General features: G+C 34.0%; 15 protein-coding genes. 6 read left to right on the forward strand and 9 right to left on the reverse strand.

What is annotated here, in order from left to right; translation table 11 throughout:
* Positions 1-65: 65 nt before the first annotated feature.
* Positions 66-464, forward strand: coding sequence for a T9SS type A sorting domain-containing protein (locus ABID42_RS01885; RefSeq protein ID WP_323257237.1), 399 nt, complete (start codon positions 66-68; stop codon positions 462-464).
* 95 nt (positions 465-559) lie between these two features.
* On the opposite strand, the gene ABID42_RS01890 is transcribed toward ABID42_RS01885, so the two are convergent.
* The 7 genes from ABID42_RS01890 to ABID42_RS01920 form a co-directional block, all read right to left on the reverse strand.
* A complete protein-coding gene (locus ABID42_RS01890; protein ID WP_323257239.1) occupies positions 560-1,135 on the reverse strand; it encodes an HD domain-containing protein in 576 nt (191 codons plus the stop codon).
* Positions 1,136-1,150: 15 nt separating this feature from the next.
* On the reverse strand, positions 1,151-2,629 hold the full coding sequence (locus ABID42_RS01895) for a SusD/RagB family nutrient-binding outer membrane lipoprotein (protein WP_367282201.1): 1,479 nt from the start codon (positions 2,627-2,629) through the stop codon (positions 1,151-1,153).
* A gap of 31 nt (positions 2,630-2,660) precedes the next feature.
* Positions 2,661-3,209, reverse strand: a complete 549-nt coding sequence (locus tag ABID42_RS01900) for a hypothetical protein (RefSeq protein ID WP_367282202.1) — start codon at positions 3,207-3,209, stop codon at positions 2,661-2,663.
* An 18-nt stretch (positions 3,210-3,227) separates the two neighbouring features.
* Positions 3,228-4,550 carry a hypothetical protein gene (locus ABID42_RS01905; RefSeq protein WP_367282203.1) on the reverse strand — a complete coding sequence of 441 codons (1,323 nt, stop codon included), beginning with the start codon at positions 4,548-4,550 and terminating at the stop codon, positions 3,228-3,230.
* 54 nt (positions 4,551-4,604) lie between these two features.
* Positions 4,605-7,856: a SusC/RagA family TonB-linked outer membrane protein gene (locus ABID42_RS01910; RefSeq protein ID WP_367282204.1), complete on the reverse strand. Its 3,252-nt coding sequence runs from the start codon at positions 7,854-7,856 to the stop codon at positions 4,605-4,607.
* Positions 7,857-8,176: 320 nt separating this feature from the next.
* The gene (locus ABID42_RS01915) at positions 8,177-8,719 is read right to left on the reverse strand and encodes a carboxymuconolactone decarboxylase family protein (RefSeq protein WP_323257244.1); all 543 of its coding nucleotides are present in this window, start codon (positions 8,717-8,719) and stop codon (positions 8,177-8,179) included.
* 103 nt (positions 8,720-8,822) lie between these two features.
* Positions 8,823-9,320 carry a hypothetical protein gene (locus tag ABID42_RS01920; protein ID WP_367282205.1) on the reverse strand — a complete coding sequence of 166 codons (498 nt, stop codon included), beginning with the start codon at positions 9,318-9,320 and terminating at the stop codon, positions 8,823-8,825.
* Between the two features lie 247 nt (positions 9,321-9,567).
* Here ABID42_RS01920 and ABID42_RS01925 point away from each other — a divergent pair, with 247 nt between their 5' ends.
* Together ABID42_RS01925 and ABID42_RS01930 are read left to right on the forward strand one after the other, a co-directional pair.
* Positions 9,568-10,044, forward strand: coding sequence for a DUF6934 family protein (locus ABID42_RS01925; protein ID WP_367282206.1), 477 nt, complete (start codon positions 9,568-9,570; stop codon positions 10,042-10,044).
* A gap of 4 nt (positions 10,045-10,048) precedes the next feature.
* Positions 10,049-10,222 (forward strand): hypothetical protein, encoded by a 174-nt coding sequence (locus ABID42_RS01930; RefSeq protein ID WP_367282207.1) that lies wholly within the window; start codon positions 10,049-10,051, stop codon positions 10,220-10,222.
* A 9-nt stretch (positions 10,223-10,231) separates the two neighbouring features.
* Here ABID42_RS01930 and ABID42_RS01935 read toward each other — a convergent pair whose 3' ends face one another.
* Positions 10,232-11,533, reverse strand: a complete 1,302-nt coding sequence (locus ABID42_RS01935; RefSeq protein ID WP_367282208.1) for a DUF5690 family protein — start codon at positions 11,531-11,533, stop codon at positions 10,232-10,234.
* A 248-nt stretch (positions 11,534-11,781) separates the two neighbouring features.
* Between ABID42_RS01935 and ABID42_RS01940 the strand changes: the two genes are divergently transcribed.
* Entirely contained in the window at positions 11,782-12,564 is a 783-nt protein-coding gene (locus tag ABID42_RS01940) for an HAD hydrolase-like protein (protein WP_367282209.1), read from the forward strand.
* A gap of 304 nt (positions 12,565-12,868) precedes the next feature.
* The gene (locus ABID42_RS01945; protein ID WP_367282210.1) at positions 12,869-14,020 is read left to right on the forward strand and encodes a TIGR03364 family FAD-dependent oxidoreductase; all 1,152 of its coding nucleotides are present in this window, start codon (positions 12,869-12,871) and stop codon (positions 14,018-14,020) included.
* Positions 14,021-14,191: 171 nt separating this feature from the next.
* Here the strand turns inward: ABID42_RS01945 and ABID42_RS01950 are convergent, their stop codons facing one another.
* Positions 14,192-15,370: an alkaline phosphatase family protein gene (locus ABID42_RS01950; protein WP_367282211.1), complete on the reverse strand. Its 1,179-nt coding sequence runs from the start codon at positions 15,368-15,370 to the stop codon at positions 14,192-14,194.
* A 289-nt stretch (positions 15,371-15,659) separates the two neighbouring features.
* On the opposite strand from ABID42_RS01950, the gene ABID42_RS01955 reads away from it, so the two are divergent.
* On the forward strand, positions 15,660-18,224 hold the full coding sequence (locus tag ABID42_RS01955) for a DUF5686 and carboxypeptidase-like regulatory domain-containing protein (protein ID WP_367282212.1): 2,565 nt from the start codon (positions 15,660-15,662) through the stop codon (positions 18,222-18,224).
* Positions 18,225-18,438 lie beyond the last annotated feature (214 nt).

Here is an 18,438-nt window from a genome sequence, read left to right on the forward strand (position 1 = left end):
AACTGTTTAACCTCTTAATTTTAATTAAAAATAAAAATTTAACCGTATCTAAACAAATAAAAACAATGAGAACTTTAGCACAAATCATCGCCATTGCAACTTTAACAACTAGCTCAATTTTCGCAAATCCTATCGCAGGAGAAACAAGTGTAAATGCCAACAAAGCGAACAATTTCGCCATCGGAATGTACCAAAGCGTTGGTACTTTAGATATGCACCTTACCTTAGATAAAATCGCTGGAAAGACAGTAAGTGTTTTAATTAAAGACAAAACTGGCAAAGTTATCCACACTGAAAAAATTGCCAAAAATGCTCGTTCATATCATGGAAAATTTGATTTACAAGAACTTAACGATGGTGCTTACACCATTGAAATAACAGATGGTACTGATACGATTACTCGTACAATCAATATCAATTCTGCAAAACCACAAGAGATTACTCGTACAATCGTAGTGGAATAAGCTAATATATAAAACTATAAAAGCGAAAGGCTGTCAGTATTCTGACAGCCTTTCGCTTTTATAGAAAGTTAAAATTTAATTCAACACAATACTACTTAATTCAAGCGATAACCAATGTGTTTCCAAGCCATTTGTTTGTACTTTTCTAAAGATGGCTTTTCAAATTCTACTTCTTTTGCCTTATCGTCCCAATCTCTCATTCTAATATATAAATCGAAAAGAGGCATTCTTTCAAATGATTTTGCATCCTCTTCTGTCATTACTCCACCTTGATACTCCAATGTTTTCTTACTGGCTTCCGAAAGTTTTTGGTAATAATCAGGATACTTGAAAGTTAAATATCTTTTTGCTTCAACATGATTTCTGACTAAAAGGGCAATTCTATTTGAAAAACCATTTTTGTACAGAAAATTAGCTCCCGCAATTTCATGTCTGATATTCCCTAAACCATTCATTTCATCACGATTTGGCAAAAAATGTCCAATATCATGAAAGAAAGCCGCTAAAATTACTTCTTCATCATAGCCTTCTTCTTCTGCTAACATGGCAGCTTGAAAACTATGTTCTAGGATAGTCAATGGTTCGCCGACGTATTCGTCGGCACCATTAATTTCATAAAGACCAAAGATTGAATCAAGTCTTTGACGGAGGATAGATTCAGAGATTGTCATTGGTTGATAGGTATTTTATTTAATTAACCACATTGCTGCGTTGATATTTTCGCCTTCAATTCCTACACCAAATTGGCGAGTCAAGGCTTCTTTTAAATTATCAATATTAGTCGATTGCTCAGATTGTGGATATCTAAAACGTAAAGGAATTTTTGTTCCATTTCCTGTTCCAGCCCCAATCAAGAAACTTGGAATACCTGTTCTACGCCAGTTGTAATAAGCTTCATAACCTGAATTCTGGAAGAAAGCGATATACTTTTGACTCAAGATTTGTGTTAAACCTGCTGCATTATTTCCAGCATATTTTACAGAAGCTTGTGCTAAATAAGCTGTAGCATCTGAAATACCATAGAACGACATCGAAGCTTTTATACCACGTTCGTACCAATCTTGTGCATTACCAGTAACCCAACCTTGATTTACAGCCTCAGCAATGTTGAAACACATTTCTGGATAAGATACCAAGAAAGTATTTTCGCCAGTGTATGAACTGTAATAACGCTTACGACTTTGGAATGAATACTCTCCACGACCAGCCTTTGATGACATATCCGCTAAATCTTCTCCAGAACTTGCACCAACATAAGCTTCAACATCTGTAGCTTTTAAGCCTTTTGCAATTTGTGCTTCAGCAGGTTCTGATACTACAAAAAGACGTGGGTCATTATTGTTTTTCAATAAGTCGATATAAGTTTTCGACATATTTTCACGAGTAGCGTTATTTCCTAAGTTATCAGGGTTACGTGGATATTTGTTGTTTACACTCCAAACATATTGTAAAGATTCTGATAAATCAGTCATCAATGGATATTTCGTTGGGTTAGCAATGATTGCTGCAAAATCTTGTTTTACTTTCAAATCTGCATCATCTGCTTTTTTACTTAAATGAATCAATACTCTTAATCTGAAAGTATTAACAGCTTTTTGCCATTTTCTTAAATCACCAGCATAATAAATATCACCGTCTAAAGATTTATCACCCGCAGTAATCAAAGTAGCTAAATCATTATTTGATTCTTCTAACCATTTCAATACTTGAATGAATACTTCTTTCTGCGTATCATATTTTGGTTTATCAACCGTAATTCCTTTTAAAGCATCTTTTACGGGTAAATCACCTACTCTTAAAGTCATGTTTGTGTAAGAGTAAGCTCTTAAAAACTTACCTAAAGCAGAATACGGATTCAAAGTTTTTGCACCACTTTTCAAAGCTTCTTCTTCTAATTTCACTACGTTTTTCAAAGTAGTAAATTGTAAAGAAGCATATTGCCAGTTGTACTCGTTTGTATCGTAATAGGCATAATTTGAACAATAGAACTGATTGTTACGCATGGTGCCATTCCAAGCACCTTCGTTCATTCCGTTCAAAACACTTCTTAAAATAATAGCAGAAGGTACGGAAGTTGGTAAGTTGGGATTTTGCTCCAACAATTGGTAATCACTACAACTCGCTAAGAGTGTGATGATTAAGAATGAGAAAATATATTTTTTCATGAGAATTTCTTATTAAATTTTATTTTAAAACTTACTTTAAAAAAGTGATAGGGAAAGTAGCAAAGAACATATTGTACACTGTTGCACTATTTTCAACAGTAATACCCTCAACTTCAAGGTTTAAAAGTACTTCGCTAATAGTTTTGTTATCTATCAATTCTGACTCGAAATTTTGTTTTACTAATCTATTAATCTCGTTTATGTATCGGTCATAATCAGGACTATATACCTCGACTTGATAATAATTCTTCTCAGGACTTTCTGGTCTCCAACAGATAATACAATGAAAAGGAATTAACATACTGATACTTATATCAATAAAAAAATCTGCATCCTCTGTTATTTTTATCGTAATATCTAAAGACCTAAACGAGAGTCCGTAATTACTTAAAACATTGAAATACTTTTCTTCAAGACCTTTCAACAAAGCTTCAAATCTTGGAAATTGCTTTTGTGATTCAATTTCAAAAGTTCTTCTGATTTGTCGTATAGTTTCATGCTTTTCAAAATCTTCACTTAGAAAGTCAATATCTCTTGGATATATATCAAGTATTTCTTTTAAGTAATCTGAAAAGTTCATTCCTAACTTAAGGTTAAATTATTGACAATTGTAAGCAGTTGTTGAACTATATGGAACAAACTTGTAATTACTGGCAGGTAGTAATTCTGTATAAGTTCCATTAACTTTCCCATAAGCTCCTAAGTATTGTCCAAAGTAAAAATCAATTCTATTTTTAAAAACTTTATTAACCTCGGCATAAAGTCCTGCTGATGATAAAGTATTTCTTTCAGCAATATAAGTTTCATTAGCTTCCTCAAAAGCATAATCAAAAGCACGTGCGGCAGCATTTGCTGCTTCCCCAGCGGTAACAATTCTACCTCCTTGTGTTTTGTAAGCTGCGGTAAATCTTAAATAATTAAGATTAATTTTAAGGGTTGGACCATCGCTAGCAGCAAAGAAAAGTTGAACTTTAATTGCAGCTTCAAGAGCATTTGCTGTTTGTGATAATCGTACAAAATTAAATGTTCTACAATCTGTTTTATAAAAAGGTAAACCGGTAGTCCCGTCTGTTGAATTACCAGAAATAAATCCAGGATCTGGTGCAGGAGCACTGCCACCTCCACTACCCTGACCACCTAGTACTCCTGGTACTTGACTCCAATTCACTGCATCTGGATTATCACACACATACACAGTGGTAGTACTACCTTCACAACCTCCAAAATAAGCATATGGATTAGATGGTGTTCCTCCCCACCAGCAATAGCCACTAAAAGAACTTATAAAAACACATTCATCAGTTCTCATTTTAGAACGATTAGCAATAAAGTTCTCAGTTAGGAGGTGAACATTTTGACCAATTGTGCATGGTAATTTTTCACCAATAAACTTTTCATTAATACTAATAAACATAAATGAAAAATACTCTTCTGTCTCTTTTTCTGTTGCTTTGTTGCTATTAACAATCGTTTGTTCAAAATTTTCTAGACTTAAAACCTTGTACTTCCATATATTGCTACTGTCTTTAGAGCACAATAATACTTTCTCTATAAACTTTGACTCTATATCTGCTATTGGTAAAATAACTCTTGATTCATTTTTCCCTGCATACTGATGTGATAATTTCCAAATAGGGTAAGTATTTTGGTCATAAAATGACTTAAACACATTCTCTTTACTATTGATATTTTTTAAGTCCTTAACCAAATCTAGCATCAATTCTGTTTGAATATTGGCATTTTTAGTTGAATCGCTTAACCTAATATTTTTGTATATCTTGTAATTATCAAAGTCGTAAAACAATCCTAAATCAATATTTTCTGTTACTCTTGGCACTATTTTTTCATCACTTATATCCTTACAAGAAAACAGGAAACACACTAACAATAATAATGAGAGGCTTTTTATTATAGTTTTCATTTGTGTAAATTTTACATTAACGGATTTTTATAAAATGAATTATGTTTAGAAATATTAGAATACAATATTGATATTGATACCGTAACGTTTCATCGTTGGTGTTTGTAAACCTGAAGAAGCGTTCAAACCTGTGTATTGGTCTAAGTCAACACCATCATGCTTGCTGTCGATGAAGTAAAATAAATTACGACCAACCAACGATACTGAAGCTTGTTTGATGAAGGTTTTTCTTAAAACTGTTTGTGGTAAAGTATAACCTAATGTTACTTCACGCAATTTCGAGAACGTTTTGCTCATCAAGTTACCTTCAGCAGTTCCGTTATAACGGCTGATATAATCTTGCGCATAAGTTTTGATGGTATTTGGTGCAAATTTCAACTGAGCATAATTGTTGATTAAACCAGTTTGTGCATCATAAGTTGGAGTACCTTCTACAATCATTACGCCTTCGCCGATATAAGATTTAATTCCTTGTGCGTCTAAGTCACGTGCGATACCATAAGCTCCTTGTGTAGTTTCGATATGACGACCACCACGGAATGTTTGTTTACGGATATAGTCTTCGATGATACCACCTACACGACCATCAAATTGGAAAGACAACGACCAGTTTTTATAATTTACTTTGTTGTTGATTCCCCAAACGTAATCTGGATTAGCATTGCCAACTAATGTCGCTGCATTGTTAACAATTGGACGACCACCAGCATCGTTGATGATTTGTCCATCAGTTGTTCTTTGGAAAGTCTTAACAAAAACTTTATCTATTCTATCTCCAATGTTGATAAATTGTGTTTTCTCATTTCCACTAACAAAGTAGTCAGAAGCCAATCTATCAATTTTAATTCCGTTTTCGTTATAAACTTCCTGTAAAGTTTCTTTGAAAGTTGACCAGTTGAAGGCTACATCCCACGATAAATTATTACGTTTTAATGGTGTTCCTTTCAACGTAATTTCCCAACCAGTTTTCTTTGTTAAAATACCATTCACGATAGCAGAAGTATAACCAGTAGTTTGTGATAAATCACGGCTAAAAATTCTTGGACCATCATTTGAAGTAAAATAAGTAACATCAGCAGAGAAACGGTTTTTCAATAAACTCAATTCTAAACCAGCTTCAATTTGCTCTGAAGTATTTGGTTTTAAAGATGGGTTATTCAATTTATCAGAGTATGTAGCACCTGGAAGTAGGTTATAAGATGGACTGATTCCATATCCAACAGAATTGCCATAAGTTGGTCCATCATAAGAAGAATTGTATCCTGAACCGTAATTTAATGGATAACTAGAACCAGGTGTTGCTCCAATTGTTGATTGCGTCAACCCGTCTTTTACGTTAGCATAAGATGCACGGAATTTCAAGAAAGAAACAACTTCTGGCATTTTTACATAATCCGAAACAACTGTTGTTAAACCAAATGAAGGATAAAAGAAAGCGTTATTTCCTTTTGGTAAAGTTGAAAGACGGTCAAGACGACCAGTTGCAGATAAAGTAAATAAACCTTTGTAAGTAAAGTCAGCTGAATAATATGCACTTTGTACTTCCATGTCCGACAAATAACTGAATGCCTTGATTGGTCTCAAAGAGTTAGCAAAAGTATAAACGCCTGGTGTATTCAAATAATCAGTCGTTACATAACTTGAGTTGTATTTGAAACTACGGATGTTTCCACCTGCCCATACTTTTACGTCAAAATCATTGGCAAATTTCTTGTCAAATTTCACTAAAACATCTGTGTTGTTTTCAAACAAAGTACGTTTGTCTTCACGATAATCTCCTTTTGCCTCTTCACGACCATAAACAGTTGCTGAGAAAGGGAATTTTTCTGAACGGAATATATCATACGTTGTAATTGAAGTACGACCAGTAATGCTAAAATTATTATTGATTTTATAATCTAAAGAAGCATATCCGTAAATATCATTTTTATAATGACTTCTCAACCATTCATAAGCCACAAAATAAGGGTTGTTATAACGTTGATACTCAGCATAAATTTGTTGACTACCTTCTTTACCTGCTTGCCAGTAATTACGCATATCGTCAACGCTCCAGTCAGCACCACCCCAAATTACCATATTGTAAATCAATGAGTTTGGTCCATAATTTACGTCTGGAATATTAGGTGTAGATTGACGATTGTAGTTAAGGTTGGCGTCAAATGTTAATTTATCTGAAAATCTGTATTTCGTAGAAATGTTGAAGTTAGCAGTATTTAATTGTGTGTTAGGGACAATACCTTTTTGGTAATTGTGTGATAATGAAAAACGGATATCCATTTTATCATTGCTACTTGCTACCGAAATATTGTTGTTCGTCAAAACAGCATCACGTAAAAAACGTGTAAGGTTGTTTGCTCCACGGGCAGTCCAAGGAGTAGGAATACGTTTTCCAGTTGCTGGATCGATAGGTGAATCGTATTGAGCGATTTTTTTCTGACCAGTTGGGTCAAATTTTGGTCCCCAAATATCATAGTCACCATCATTTTTTCCGCCGCCTCTACCATCTACGAACTCATAACTACCGTGGTCACCGGGGCCATAAAGGTCTTGTACTCTTGGTATGGTGTTGAAACCACTCTCAATCATGGTCGAAGAATTGAACTCGACCGAGAAACCACGTTTATCTTTTGTGCCTTTTTTAGTTGTAATCAAAATAGCACCATTTTTTCCTCTAAAACCATAAAGAGCGGCAGCGTTAGCACCTTTCAATACAGAATATGTTTCGATGTCGTCCGCAGAAATATTCCAAGTATCCGAGTTGATAGGTACACCATCAACTACATACAAAATATCAGTATTACCTCTTAACACTACATTTGGGCGACCTAATAATTCAGCTGAAGGACCAACTGTTAAACCTGCTACTTTACCCGTTAGAGAGTTAATAGAGTTTGGTTCACGAGCTTTGATTAAATCTGCACCTTTTACTGTTTGGATAGAGTTTGAAACTGTTCTTCTTTCTTTAGAAATACCTAAAGCAGTAAAAACAACTTCACCGATTTCCTTAGTATCTAAAGCTAATACTACATTTACTACCGACTTAGCCCCTACTTGTACTTCTTGAGCTGAATAACCAACAAATGAAAATTGTAAAGTAGCTGAAGATGAAGTAGCGATTTTATACGTTCCATCTGCGTTTGTAGTTGTTCCTTTGTTAGAACCTTTAATTCTTACACTTGCTCCTGCTACGGGAGTGTTGTCTGCACTGTCTGTTACTTTACCCGTAACAATGCGTTCTTGGGCTTGCGTAACGAACGACAAGAAAAGAAACATCACTGCTAAGAACATTGCGCTCTTAGTCAAGTTTAGGTTTCTTTTAAATTCAATTCGTAAAATGTTTTTCATGTTGATTGTGAGTAAGGTTTTTAATTCCTCGCAAAAGTATAACCTTGCTTTAACCACAACTTTAGCAGAACATTATCAATCCATGAACAATAAATGTGAATAAGTAGCCCTTATCGGGATTAGTGTTAGGGGAATATTAGGGAAAGGTAAAATGACTATAGAAACTAAATCTTTGTCAGGAAAAGACACTTTCTAAATATAAAAATACCCACTAAAAAACGTAATCGCTACGCTTTAGTGGGTAATATTTTTAAAATATCAATAAATGGCTTTGTTCTTTAATACTGTGCTTCGTAACCTACTAAAGCCATTTCCTGACCCATTTCTAAGTATTCTTCTTTTTTCTGTGGCGCCCAAGTACCAAGTCCGTCCACATAACGATTATACATACAAAATGCCGAAGCAATTAAAACCGTATCATGAATTTCACGATCTGTTGCTTGATGTTCACGAGCTTTGGCGATGTCTTCAGGCAATACATTTTTTCCTCCTATTTGTACTTTGGTAGCAATATCTAATAAGGCTCTGAGTTTCGGAGAAATCGGTGTTGAAGCAAAGTTTTCTTTGATGTCGTCAATCAAACTTGCATCACAACCTAAATGTGCTACCGCCGCCGCCGCATGTGAAGTATGGCAAAAATGACAATCATTTAAATATGAAACGTGCGCTGCAATCAATTCGCATTCTGCACTATTCAAACTTGAATCGCTACGAAGTAAAGCTTCTGCAAGATTTAATAAAGGAACAGCCGTTACTTTACTGTAATCTAATAAACCAGTAATTCCTGGCAAATTTGGGTTGGTAAGTGTTATATGTGCCATTGTCTTAAATTCTTTGATTGATGGAAATTAAAAATCTATCGCTATTTGCATAGCAACAAATACCAAAATATCAGCCGATACGATGGTAAAAAATCATTGAATATTAAGACAATTCGGGAGGCGTAAAAAAGGAGGTACTGTAGTCTGTAGGCAAATATGCTTTGTAAGTAAAAGTTTGAGCAGCCTTGCTCAATTCCGCCCATTGAGATTTAGCAAGGTGTATTTCATTGCTTTGGATGTAATTAACGGATAAAGATTTACAAAGCTCCAAGGCTTTTTTCAAAGGAGATTCTTTGTCTGAATGGTCACGAGCAAGAATAGTATTGATTTCATCTGACAAGGAAGCAAATCGTTCTCTTGCCGATTGGTTGGTTTTAATTTTGGTAATTAAAGTATCATTTTCATAACGTTGTTCAATAACGTTATAAAATTCGCCTTTGTATTGAATCAAAGCTTCTGTAGGAGAAGTATTATGAAAATCTGCTGTGTAAGGCAATGAAATCGGAATTTTAACTTCCAAGAATTCATCGTTGGCTTCAAAAGGCGTTGCTTGAGCGTATTCTTTATCAAAACATAGCAAAACTATCCCCGTGCTGAACATATTGTACAGCAAAAGACAAAGAAGCGATATGCTAATGATTCTTTTCAAGACTAATCAATTGATAATTACCCTCAAATTTATACATTTTTTTGAATATTATTCAGATTTTTTAGACTTAAATCAGCATTGCTTTTAAAATCTAACTGTCATTTTCCTTTCTCCTAAATATTGACTTAAATCAATTTTATAGTATTTTTATATGTAAGGTCTATTCCTTTAAAATTCTTCAATCATAACATAGTTCGAAATGAAAATAGAAAAATATGCTACGCAAAGTAACTATGATAAATCTATCTACAGTTTCAAAAGTGAGGGTATCAAAATAATTGAAAAGAGAGTTTATTTTACCCAAATTGATGATACTAATAACTTTGGATTTCTTCCTTCAATCAAACTTTACAATATTGCTTTGGGTGATTGGGACGAAACAATTAATGATATTAACGACTACTCAAGAAGTAATAATGGAGATACTGAAAAAGTACTTGCTACTGTTGCTTATACCATAAAAGATTTTTGGGAATATCATCCTGATGCAGTGCTATTTTTAATAGGAAGTACTCCTGCTCGAACTCGACTCTATCAAATCGCAATTGTTAACAATTTTCATGAAATCGAAAAAGAAGTTACCATTTATGGACTAATTGATGACGATTGGCAAGAATTTATTATAGGATCTAATTACGATGCCTTTTTGATTTTACAGAAAAGACCTTTATTTTAGTAATATGAAAACGACAAAAAAAACTACTCAAAATTCATACATCAAGTATAATTCCCAACTTGATTTTGCTCAAGGAGGTAAACTTGTTGACAAGAAAATTGTGAAAGCCAAGGAAATCCTGTCTAAAACAACTTTACCAAAGGAACTTATTGAACCATTTTCTAAAGAACAAACATAATATTTAAATCTAGTTTGGATTAGGAATTCGAATGACTGCACCAACAGAAGAATTAGACATTAATTTTCGATTAAAATAAAAGAAGGAAATCGTTATCAATACCATTGAAATTAAAGGTAAAAACAAAGATAAATCTGTTAGTAAAGTAAGCCAAGAAGTGTTTTTCGTACCAAAATTCTGATAAATTAAAATCACGACACTGCCCACATAGCCACTAAAATCTGCTAAGTAAAACAAGAATCCAACATTGGCTTTTTCTTTCAACACTGCCAAAAGTCTTTCGAAAAGCATTCCGTTAAATGGTACATAAGCCATATAAAGCCCTATTCCCAAATAAACCGACCACCAAAAAGGAGAAGTAGTATGATTTAAAAATGAAAGTGTGGATACTAGAATCAGCACAGAACCCGAAAAAATCATTAAATGATTCATCCAAAAAGCTTGCTTGTGGTCTTTCACAAAGTACATAAAAGCCGTAAAAGCACAAATTACTAAACCAATCAAAGATTCTGTTTGTGTAAAAATTGAAGCGTTGGTTACGCCTATTTCCCGCCAAATTTCTACGCCAAAATTATCTCGAATATCTCTCAGAATCGTCATCAATACATAAATCGCAATCAAGGAAATTAAGCCAAAACCATACTTTTTCAAGAAACCTTTTCTGTCAGTAGCATCCATTGGCAAACGTTCTGACCGTTCAGATTCATCAATTTTACTTGGCTTAGGTGCAATCGACATCGCATACACTGAAAGTAATAATAAAGGAAAAAATACCAAACCCGTTAAAAAAGGCATCCAGTATTCATTCACGCCAATATTCACAAAATACTTGCCGATAGATTTCACCATACCAGAAGCCACAATAAAACTTACGGCTAAACCTGCCCCCAAAATTTCGGTAATTTGTCTGCCTTCTAAAAAGCTAAAAACTAAACCATAAACCATTCCTAAACCCAAACCATTCAAATATAAAAACACCCAATTGTATGGCGACGGCACTAAACCAAAGAATAATAAATTCACTTCAGCAAATAAAATCATGCCTATGATATACTTCGCTCTTTGATGTGCTTTTACTTCAGAAACTATCTTGATACCCAAGCCCTTGGCTGTGGCATAGCCTAATACTTGCGAAATGACCAAGACGATTTTGTAGTCGATTCCCCAAAGAGTAACGTCATGGAAATCGCCCGCTGTGAAGGGTTTTCGGAAAGCATACATACAGAAATAAGTACTGAATGCCGCTAAACCTAAATAAATAGCAAGGAATATTTGAGATTGACGATGAAGAAAGTTTTCGAGTTTGTTCATGGATGAAAAACACTTCTAATTGGGCATTATCGTACTCTAATAATGTTCCCAAAGAAGATTTTTTATCACAACATTACAAACAAAAAAGTCTATAAATCAGCACTTTACAAAGCCTTAATCAAGATTTAACCTATGCTTAAAATGAGAGTAATTATCTTTGATTTCAAGAAAATAACATCTCAAACCAGAGACAATAGCATTCCAATATTTACAAAAGAAATGCTTGTTATTATTAAATCAAAAAGCAAATGTCACTTATTGAATTAGTCATTTTTGATATGGCGGGAACTACCGTTCAAGATCGCCACGAAGTAGAAATGTGCTTTATCGAAGCCGCTACGCAAACAGGTTTAACCGTTTCCCCAGAACGTGTTTTGGCTTTACAGGGATATTCGAAAAAATATGTTTTTGAATTATTATGGTCTGAAATGATTGGCGATAATCATCCAGACTTACGTGAATTCGTTAATAATTCGTATCATGTTTTCTGCGAGATTTTAGAAAACCATTATCACAACAATGATATTTTCCCAACAGACGGCTGTTTAGAAATCTTTGATTATTTGAAAAGTAAAGAGATAAAAATTGCTTTGACTACAGGTTTTTACAGAAAAGTAACCAATATCATTTTACAAAAATTGGGTTGGTTAGAAGGACTCAACGCCAATTATGTTGGAAACCAAAACACATTAATTCAAGTATCTGTGGCATCCGACGAAGTACTGAAAGGTCGCCCTGAACCTTTGATGATTCAGAAAGCGATGCAAACTCTTCAAGTAAATGATGCTCAGAAAGTTATTAATATTGGTGATACGCCTTCTGATTTAAAATCTGGTGTGCGTGCAGGATGTAGAATGTCTTTGGGTGTAACGAATGGAACGCATACTCGCCAACAATTGAGTATCCACAGAAATGATGGTTTATTGAACAAAGTTTCTGAGATTAAAGACATCATCGAAAGTCTTGAAAATGAGCGAACTGAAGACAAAATGGATTTTCCTTTCTTGAAAAAACTTAATTTTTTGCTTTAGTAGCTTTGAGCCGTCAGCTTTGAGAAGATTTAGAACCTTCAATTTTATTTGAACAATAACTAATAAAAAGGAAAACCAGTTTTTAAACCAAAACAAGTAGCGGCAAACCCTTGCGGTTGCCGCATCCTAAACGGCAACCGCAAGGGTTTGCCGCTACAACAAATTAATTTTAGAGACATTTTGGGCAAACACAAAGCCTGCAACATCAATAAAATTTAGCAAAAATCCCTTTCGGTTTAAAAAATCACTCAATCACAAATCACTAACTCACAATTAAAACATTCTCTTTTGTAAAAACCACTTTATGAACAAATATGATTTAATCGTTATCGGAGCTGGAAATATTGGTACTTTTCATGCTTATCACGCTCTCACGCAAGGTAAATCTGTCTTATTAATTGACAAAGATTCTGAGCCGATTGAAGCTACTGTTAGAAATTTCGGGCAAGTTGTTCCTTCTGGTCAGGCCTTGGATACTTGGTTTGAATACGGTCGTGAATCGTTGGGCATTTACAAAAAAATTCAAGCTAAATTTGATATTACGGCTCGCCAAAATGGTACTTATTACTTTGCTTCTGACGATGAAGAAATGGTACTTTTAGAAGAAGCTCGTGCTTTGTTTAAAATCAGAGAGTACTCTTCTACACTCCTTTCCAGAAAATCTTGTTACGAACGTTTTCCGAATCTCAATTCTGAATATTACAAAGGCGGTTTGTTCTTTCCAGACGAAGTATCGGTTGAACCAAGAACGATGGTGCATCGAGTTCGCCAAATGTTGATACAAGATTTTGGTTTGGTATTTATGAACAATACGGCTGTTATCAATTGTGAAATCAAAAATGGAATTTGTGAAGTAAGTACGGCAACGAACCAAAAGCTATTTGCCGATAAAGTAGCTATTTGCAACGGACATGAATTCAAAATTTTGTTTCCAGAAACTTTCAACCAAAGCGGTATGAAAATCTGTAAACTGAATATGATGCAAACCTATCCGTTACCAGAAGTAAAATTGAACGGCAATATTTTATCAGGACTTTCGATTCGTCGTTACGATAGTTTTAAATCTTGTAATTCCTACCAGCATTTACAAACGCCAGAATGGCAAAAGCCTTATAAAGAATGGGGTATTCATATTTTGTTTAAACAGGCTTTGAATGGCTCAATCATCATTGGCGATTCGCATGAGTACGCTGATGTGGACGAAAACGCTAAATTGCCTTTAGGAATTGATATGAATATCAACGATTTAATTCTGAAAGAAGCCAAAAGAATTATGGCTTTACCAAACTGGAAAATTCAAAATTATTGGGCTGGATATTACTCTCAAACGGCAGATGGCGGTTCTTACGAGTATCAAATTGAAGATAAAATTTTTATTTCAACAGGCATCGGTGGAAAAGGCATGACTACTGCCGCAGGCTATAGCCGTAAGCGTGTTGAAGAGATTCTAAAATAAGTTATCTGTTATCTGTTATCTGTTATCTGTTATCTGTTATCTGTTATCTGTTATCTGTTATCTGTTATCTGTTATCTGTTAAAGTAAACTCAAATCTCAAAAGACAGTTCCAATGTAATGTTTGGAATCATAAGGGATAACAGTTAACGATTAACAGATAACAGACAAAATTTACTTCATCACTCCTTTCACCGCTTCACCAATTTCTTTCCCATTCTGAAAATCGTAGCCTAAAAATTTCGCCAGAGTTTTAGCAATTTGGTTTTGGAAGTACTGCCCTTCGCTTTTAATTTCTCCCAAAGCTGGAGTATCTGGACCAATTACACCAAACCAAATTTCATAACAATCAGGTACTTTTTGTCCATGACTTGTCCACTGACTTTTAATTTTGTTTCCTCTTCCGTGGTCTGTTGTTAGAATAATCGTGGTTTTGTCTTTATATTTTGGATTACTCTGGCAGTAATTCCATAAATCGCCCACAAATTTATCCACAGTATTGGCCGCAAAAAGGTATTCATCGTATTTCGCTTCGTGAGCAAATTCATCTGTTTCATCAAAAGATAAAAAGAAAACACTTGGTTGGTTTTTCTTGATATATTCTTTTGCTAAAAAATAAGTAATAAAATCGTGGCGGTCGCTGGCTAAACTTGGATAAGTACTTTGAATTTCATTCAAGATTTTTTCTTTTTCTGTCATATTTCCTTCCACCAATTCTTTACCCGAATTCACAGGAATTCCACTTCTTTTTTCATTAATAATATATGGAAAAACATCCCAAGTAGAATATGCCGCTACTTTCCCTTTATACTTTGGTTGGTTGTTTAAAAACTCTAAAACGGTAATATTTTCATTCAAATTTTTATCGTTTGAATTTACTTTATCGTCGGCATAACCAGTCAAAATTTCGTTGTAGCCCGGATACGAAAACCAGTACGGATTTTTCACATTCACTTTATTACCAGCCCAACGATTTCCGTAAAGTTGCCCTTGTTTTGCCATCGTATTCCAAACAAAAGGCATGATTTTTTTGCGACTAATTTCCGCTGTATCCGACCAAAAATTTTGTTTTACTCTATCTTTATTTTTTGTGTAATCTTTACTGTTCAATAACACAGAATCCACTCCGCCAAATACTTCTTGCCAACGAAAACCATCAGTTGTAATCAAAAATACATGCTCCGTTTTATGTTGAGCATATATTTCCTGCTGAAAAAACAAGAGTGAAAAAACCGTCAAAACAAGTGCATTTGACAGTTTTTGAGGAAAAACCAGCAAAGCTTTTCTTATTTGAAATACATAATCGCTTACCATTAGTTTTATCATGGTTGAAGCACTTGGTAAAATATTCATTCTCTTGTTTTTTAAACAACACTAACGGTTGTCTGCTTGTAAAATATAAGGGAATCAAAAATAGGTATTTCAAACAGTCATGCAGTTACTGAAATATTAATTATAAGTTATTACTTTTGGGACAATATTATATAAATATTAATTAGCCACTCTTCTAAAATCATCTAGGAACTTTGTTTTCCTTTTTTTTGATACGCTTCTATAGGAAAGCCAAGTGATTTTTTTTCAAACAGCTTAACAAAGGAGTACAAAAAGTACTTCACTGCTTTATTTTAATCATAAAATTATAATGAGTGCATATTTCAAAATACTCAAAATTTACTCAGTCTTAACACTATTAGTATTTGCAGTTGCTCCGGTTTTTGCGCAAACTACCAGAATCAAAGGCAAAGTAATAGATGCTAAAACTGGAGAAACTTTGCCTTTCGTAAATATCAGTATCATGGGGACAAAACAAGGTACTCAGACCGATATGAATGGCAGTTTTTATTTAGAAACCCCTCAACTAAAACCCACACTTAGAGTCGCTTTTGTAGGATATTCGCCTGAAGTAAGAGAAATAGATGGTGGAAAAATTGTTTCTGTAATCTTTAAACTCAAAACACAAAACACTGATTTACAAGAAGTAACCGTAAAAGGCAAAAAAGACCGCTATCGAAATAAAGATAATCCAGCGGTTGTATTAATCAGAAAAGTAATTGAACATAAAGCCCAAAATAGAAAAGAATCGCTAGATTTTTATCAATACAACAAGTACGAAAAATTAGAATTTGATTTGAGTAATGTTTCTGAAAAGTTTAGAAATAAACGTTCTCTCAGAAAATTTGACTTCGTTTTTAACCACTTAGATACTTCTCAAATCACGGGGAAAGTCAATTTGCCGATGTATTTGAAGGAAACCATTTCGGACGTTTATTTTAGAAAATTGCCTGAAAATAAAAAGGAGATAATCAAAGGTGAAAAAATGACGGGCTTGGGAAATTATGTGGATAATAATGGCATCAAGCTATATTTAGAAGCACTTTATCAAGACGTAAATGTTTATGATAATAATATTTTACTCTTAGCTACGCAATTTTTAGGACCAACCGCCCCCGTTGCTCCGCAGTTTTATCGTTACGTGATTATCGACACCACAGAATTTAAAGGGACAAAATGTGTGAATTTGGGTTTTTCTCCGAGAAATTCAAACGACCAGCTTTTTCAAGGAACAATGCTTATTTCTTTAGATTCAAGCTATGCGATTAGAAAAGTACAAATGGGTTTTTCGAAAGACATCAATGTGAATTTTGTAACAGATTTACGAGTTTCGCAAGAATATGATTTTATTGAAAACGAAGGTTTGATGCTGACGAAAGATGATTTAGCAATTGAATTCAACCTCCTCAAAAAAGAAAATGGCATGGGACTTTTCGGACAAAGGAGTGTGTCGTATAAAGACTATGTTATCAATAAAGCGATTGAAAAAAGCATTTTTGAAGGCTTAAAGACCGACATCCAAAAAGATGCTGAAAAACGAGATGACGCTTTCTGGGAACAAGCTCGGCATCATTCTTTATCAAGCAAAGAATTAGGCATTTATTCGATGGTGGATAGTGTAAAAAAAGTACCAGCCTTCCAAAGAGTAATGAACACGGCTACTTTTTTGCTTGAAGGTTATAAACCAATGGGTGGTTTTGAGATTGGACCCGTCAATACTTTTTACAGTTTCAACCCGATTGAAGGATTTAGGGCTAGAATTGGCGGAAGAACTACACCAACGTTTAGTGAACGAATGGCTTTTGAAACCTATGCAGCTTATGGTTTTAGAGATGAACGTTATAAATATTTTGCCTCGGCAACCTTTTCCTTAACCGACCACAATACTTATACTTACCCTATTAAACATTTCAGAATTTCGTATCAAAATGAAATCAAAATTCCGGGACAAGAATTACAGTTTGTGCAGGAAGACAATTTTTTGCTTTCATTCAAAAGAGGTCAGAATAATAAAATGACCTACAATAAAGTACTCAATCTTGATTATCTGAATGAATCTAAAACAGGTTTAACTGTTAATATTAATTTTAAAAATATTCGCCAAACGCCTACTGGTTCTTTGTATTTCAATACTTTGCAAAATGATGGGACGCTGAAAAATATTCCAGAAATCATCAGTAGTGAATTAATGATTGGATTAAGATATGCACCAAATGAGCAATTTTATCAAGGAAAAAATTATCGTATTCCGATTATTAATAAGTATCCATCTTTCCAAATCAGATATACTTTGGGCATGAAAGGATTGTTGGATGGTCAGTACAATTTCCATCGACTGGTGGCTTATGCTCAGAAAAGAATTTACATTCCACCAATTGGTTATACGGATGTGGCTTTGGAAGGTGGTAAAACGTTTAATCCTCTCCCTTTTGCGTTGTTGACAATTCATAGAGCCAACCAAACGTATGCTTATCAGCCTGAAGCTTATAACTTAATGAATTTCTTGGAATTTGTGAGTGACCAATATGGAGCGTTATTTATCGACCATCATTTTAATGGATTCATTTTCAATAAATTACCGCTAATCAGAAAATTAAAACTGAGAGAAGTAATTACATTTAAAGGCTTGATTGGAAAACTCAGCGACCAAAACAAAGCCACTGCGGGAAATGGTTTATTGGTAATGCCTACCGATGAAAATGGAAAAGCTAGTACCTTTTCATTAGAAAAGAAACCTTATATGGAAATGAGTTTTGGTATTGAAAATATTTTTAAAGTATTAAGACTAGACTTGGTAAAACGTTTGAGTTACTTGGAAAACCCAAATGTTAGCGCCAACCCAACAATAAGATTTAGAATGCGATTCGATTTCTAATAAACAACTGAATATCAAATACTTAATCTATCTCTTATTCTTTAGTCATTTTTGCTATATATACAGATTAAACAATTTTATTGACTAATCTGTAACTTTACTTTACATTTGACTAACCACATGAATTTATAATTGCGTTGATTATCTTGAAAACTTACCAAATACTTAATTTCAGGATAATATTAACCTAATACTTGCTTGATAATTTTGTTTT

The organism is Arcicella rosea (assembly GCF_040543805.1).
Lineage (GTDB): Bacteria > Bacteroidota > Bacteroidia > Cytophagales > Spirosomataceae > Arcicella > Arcicella rosea.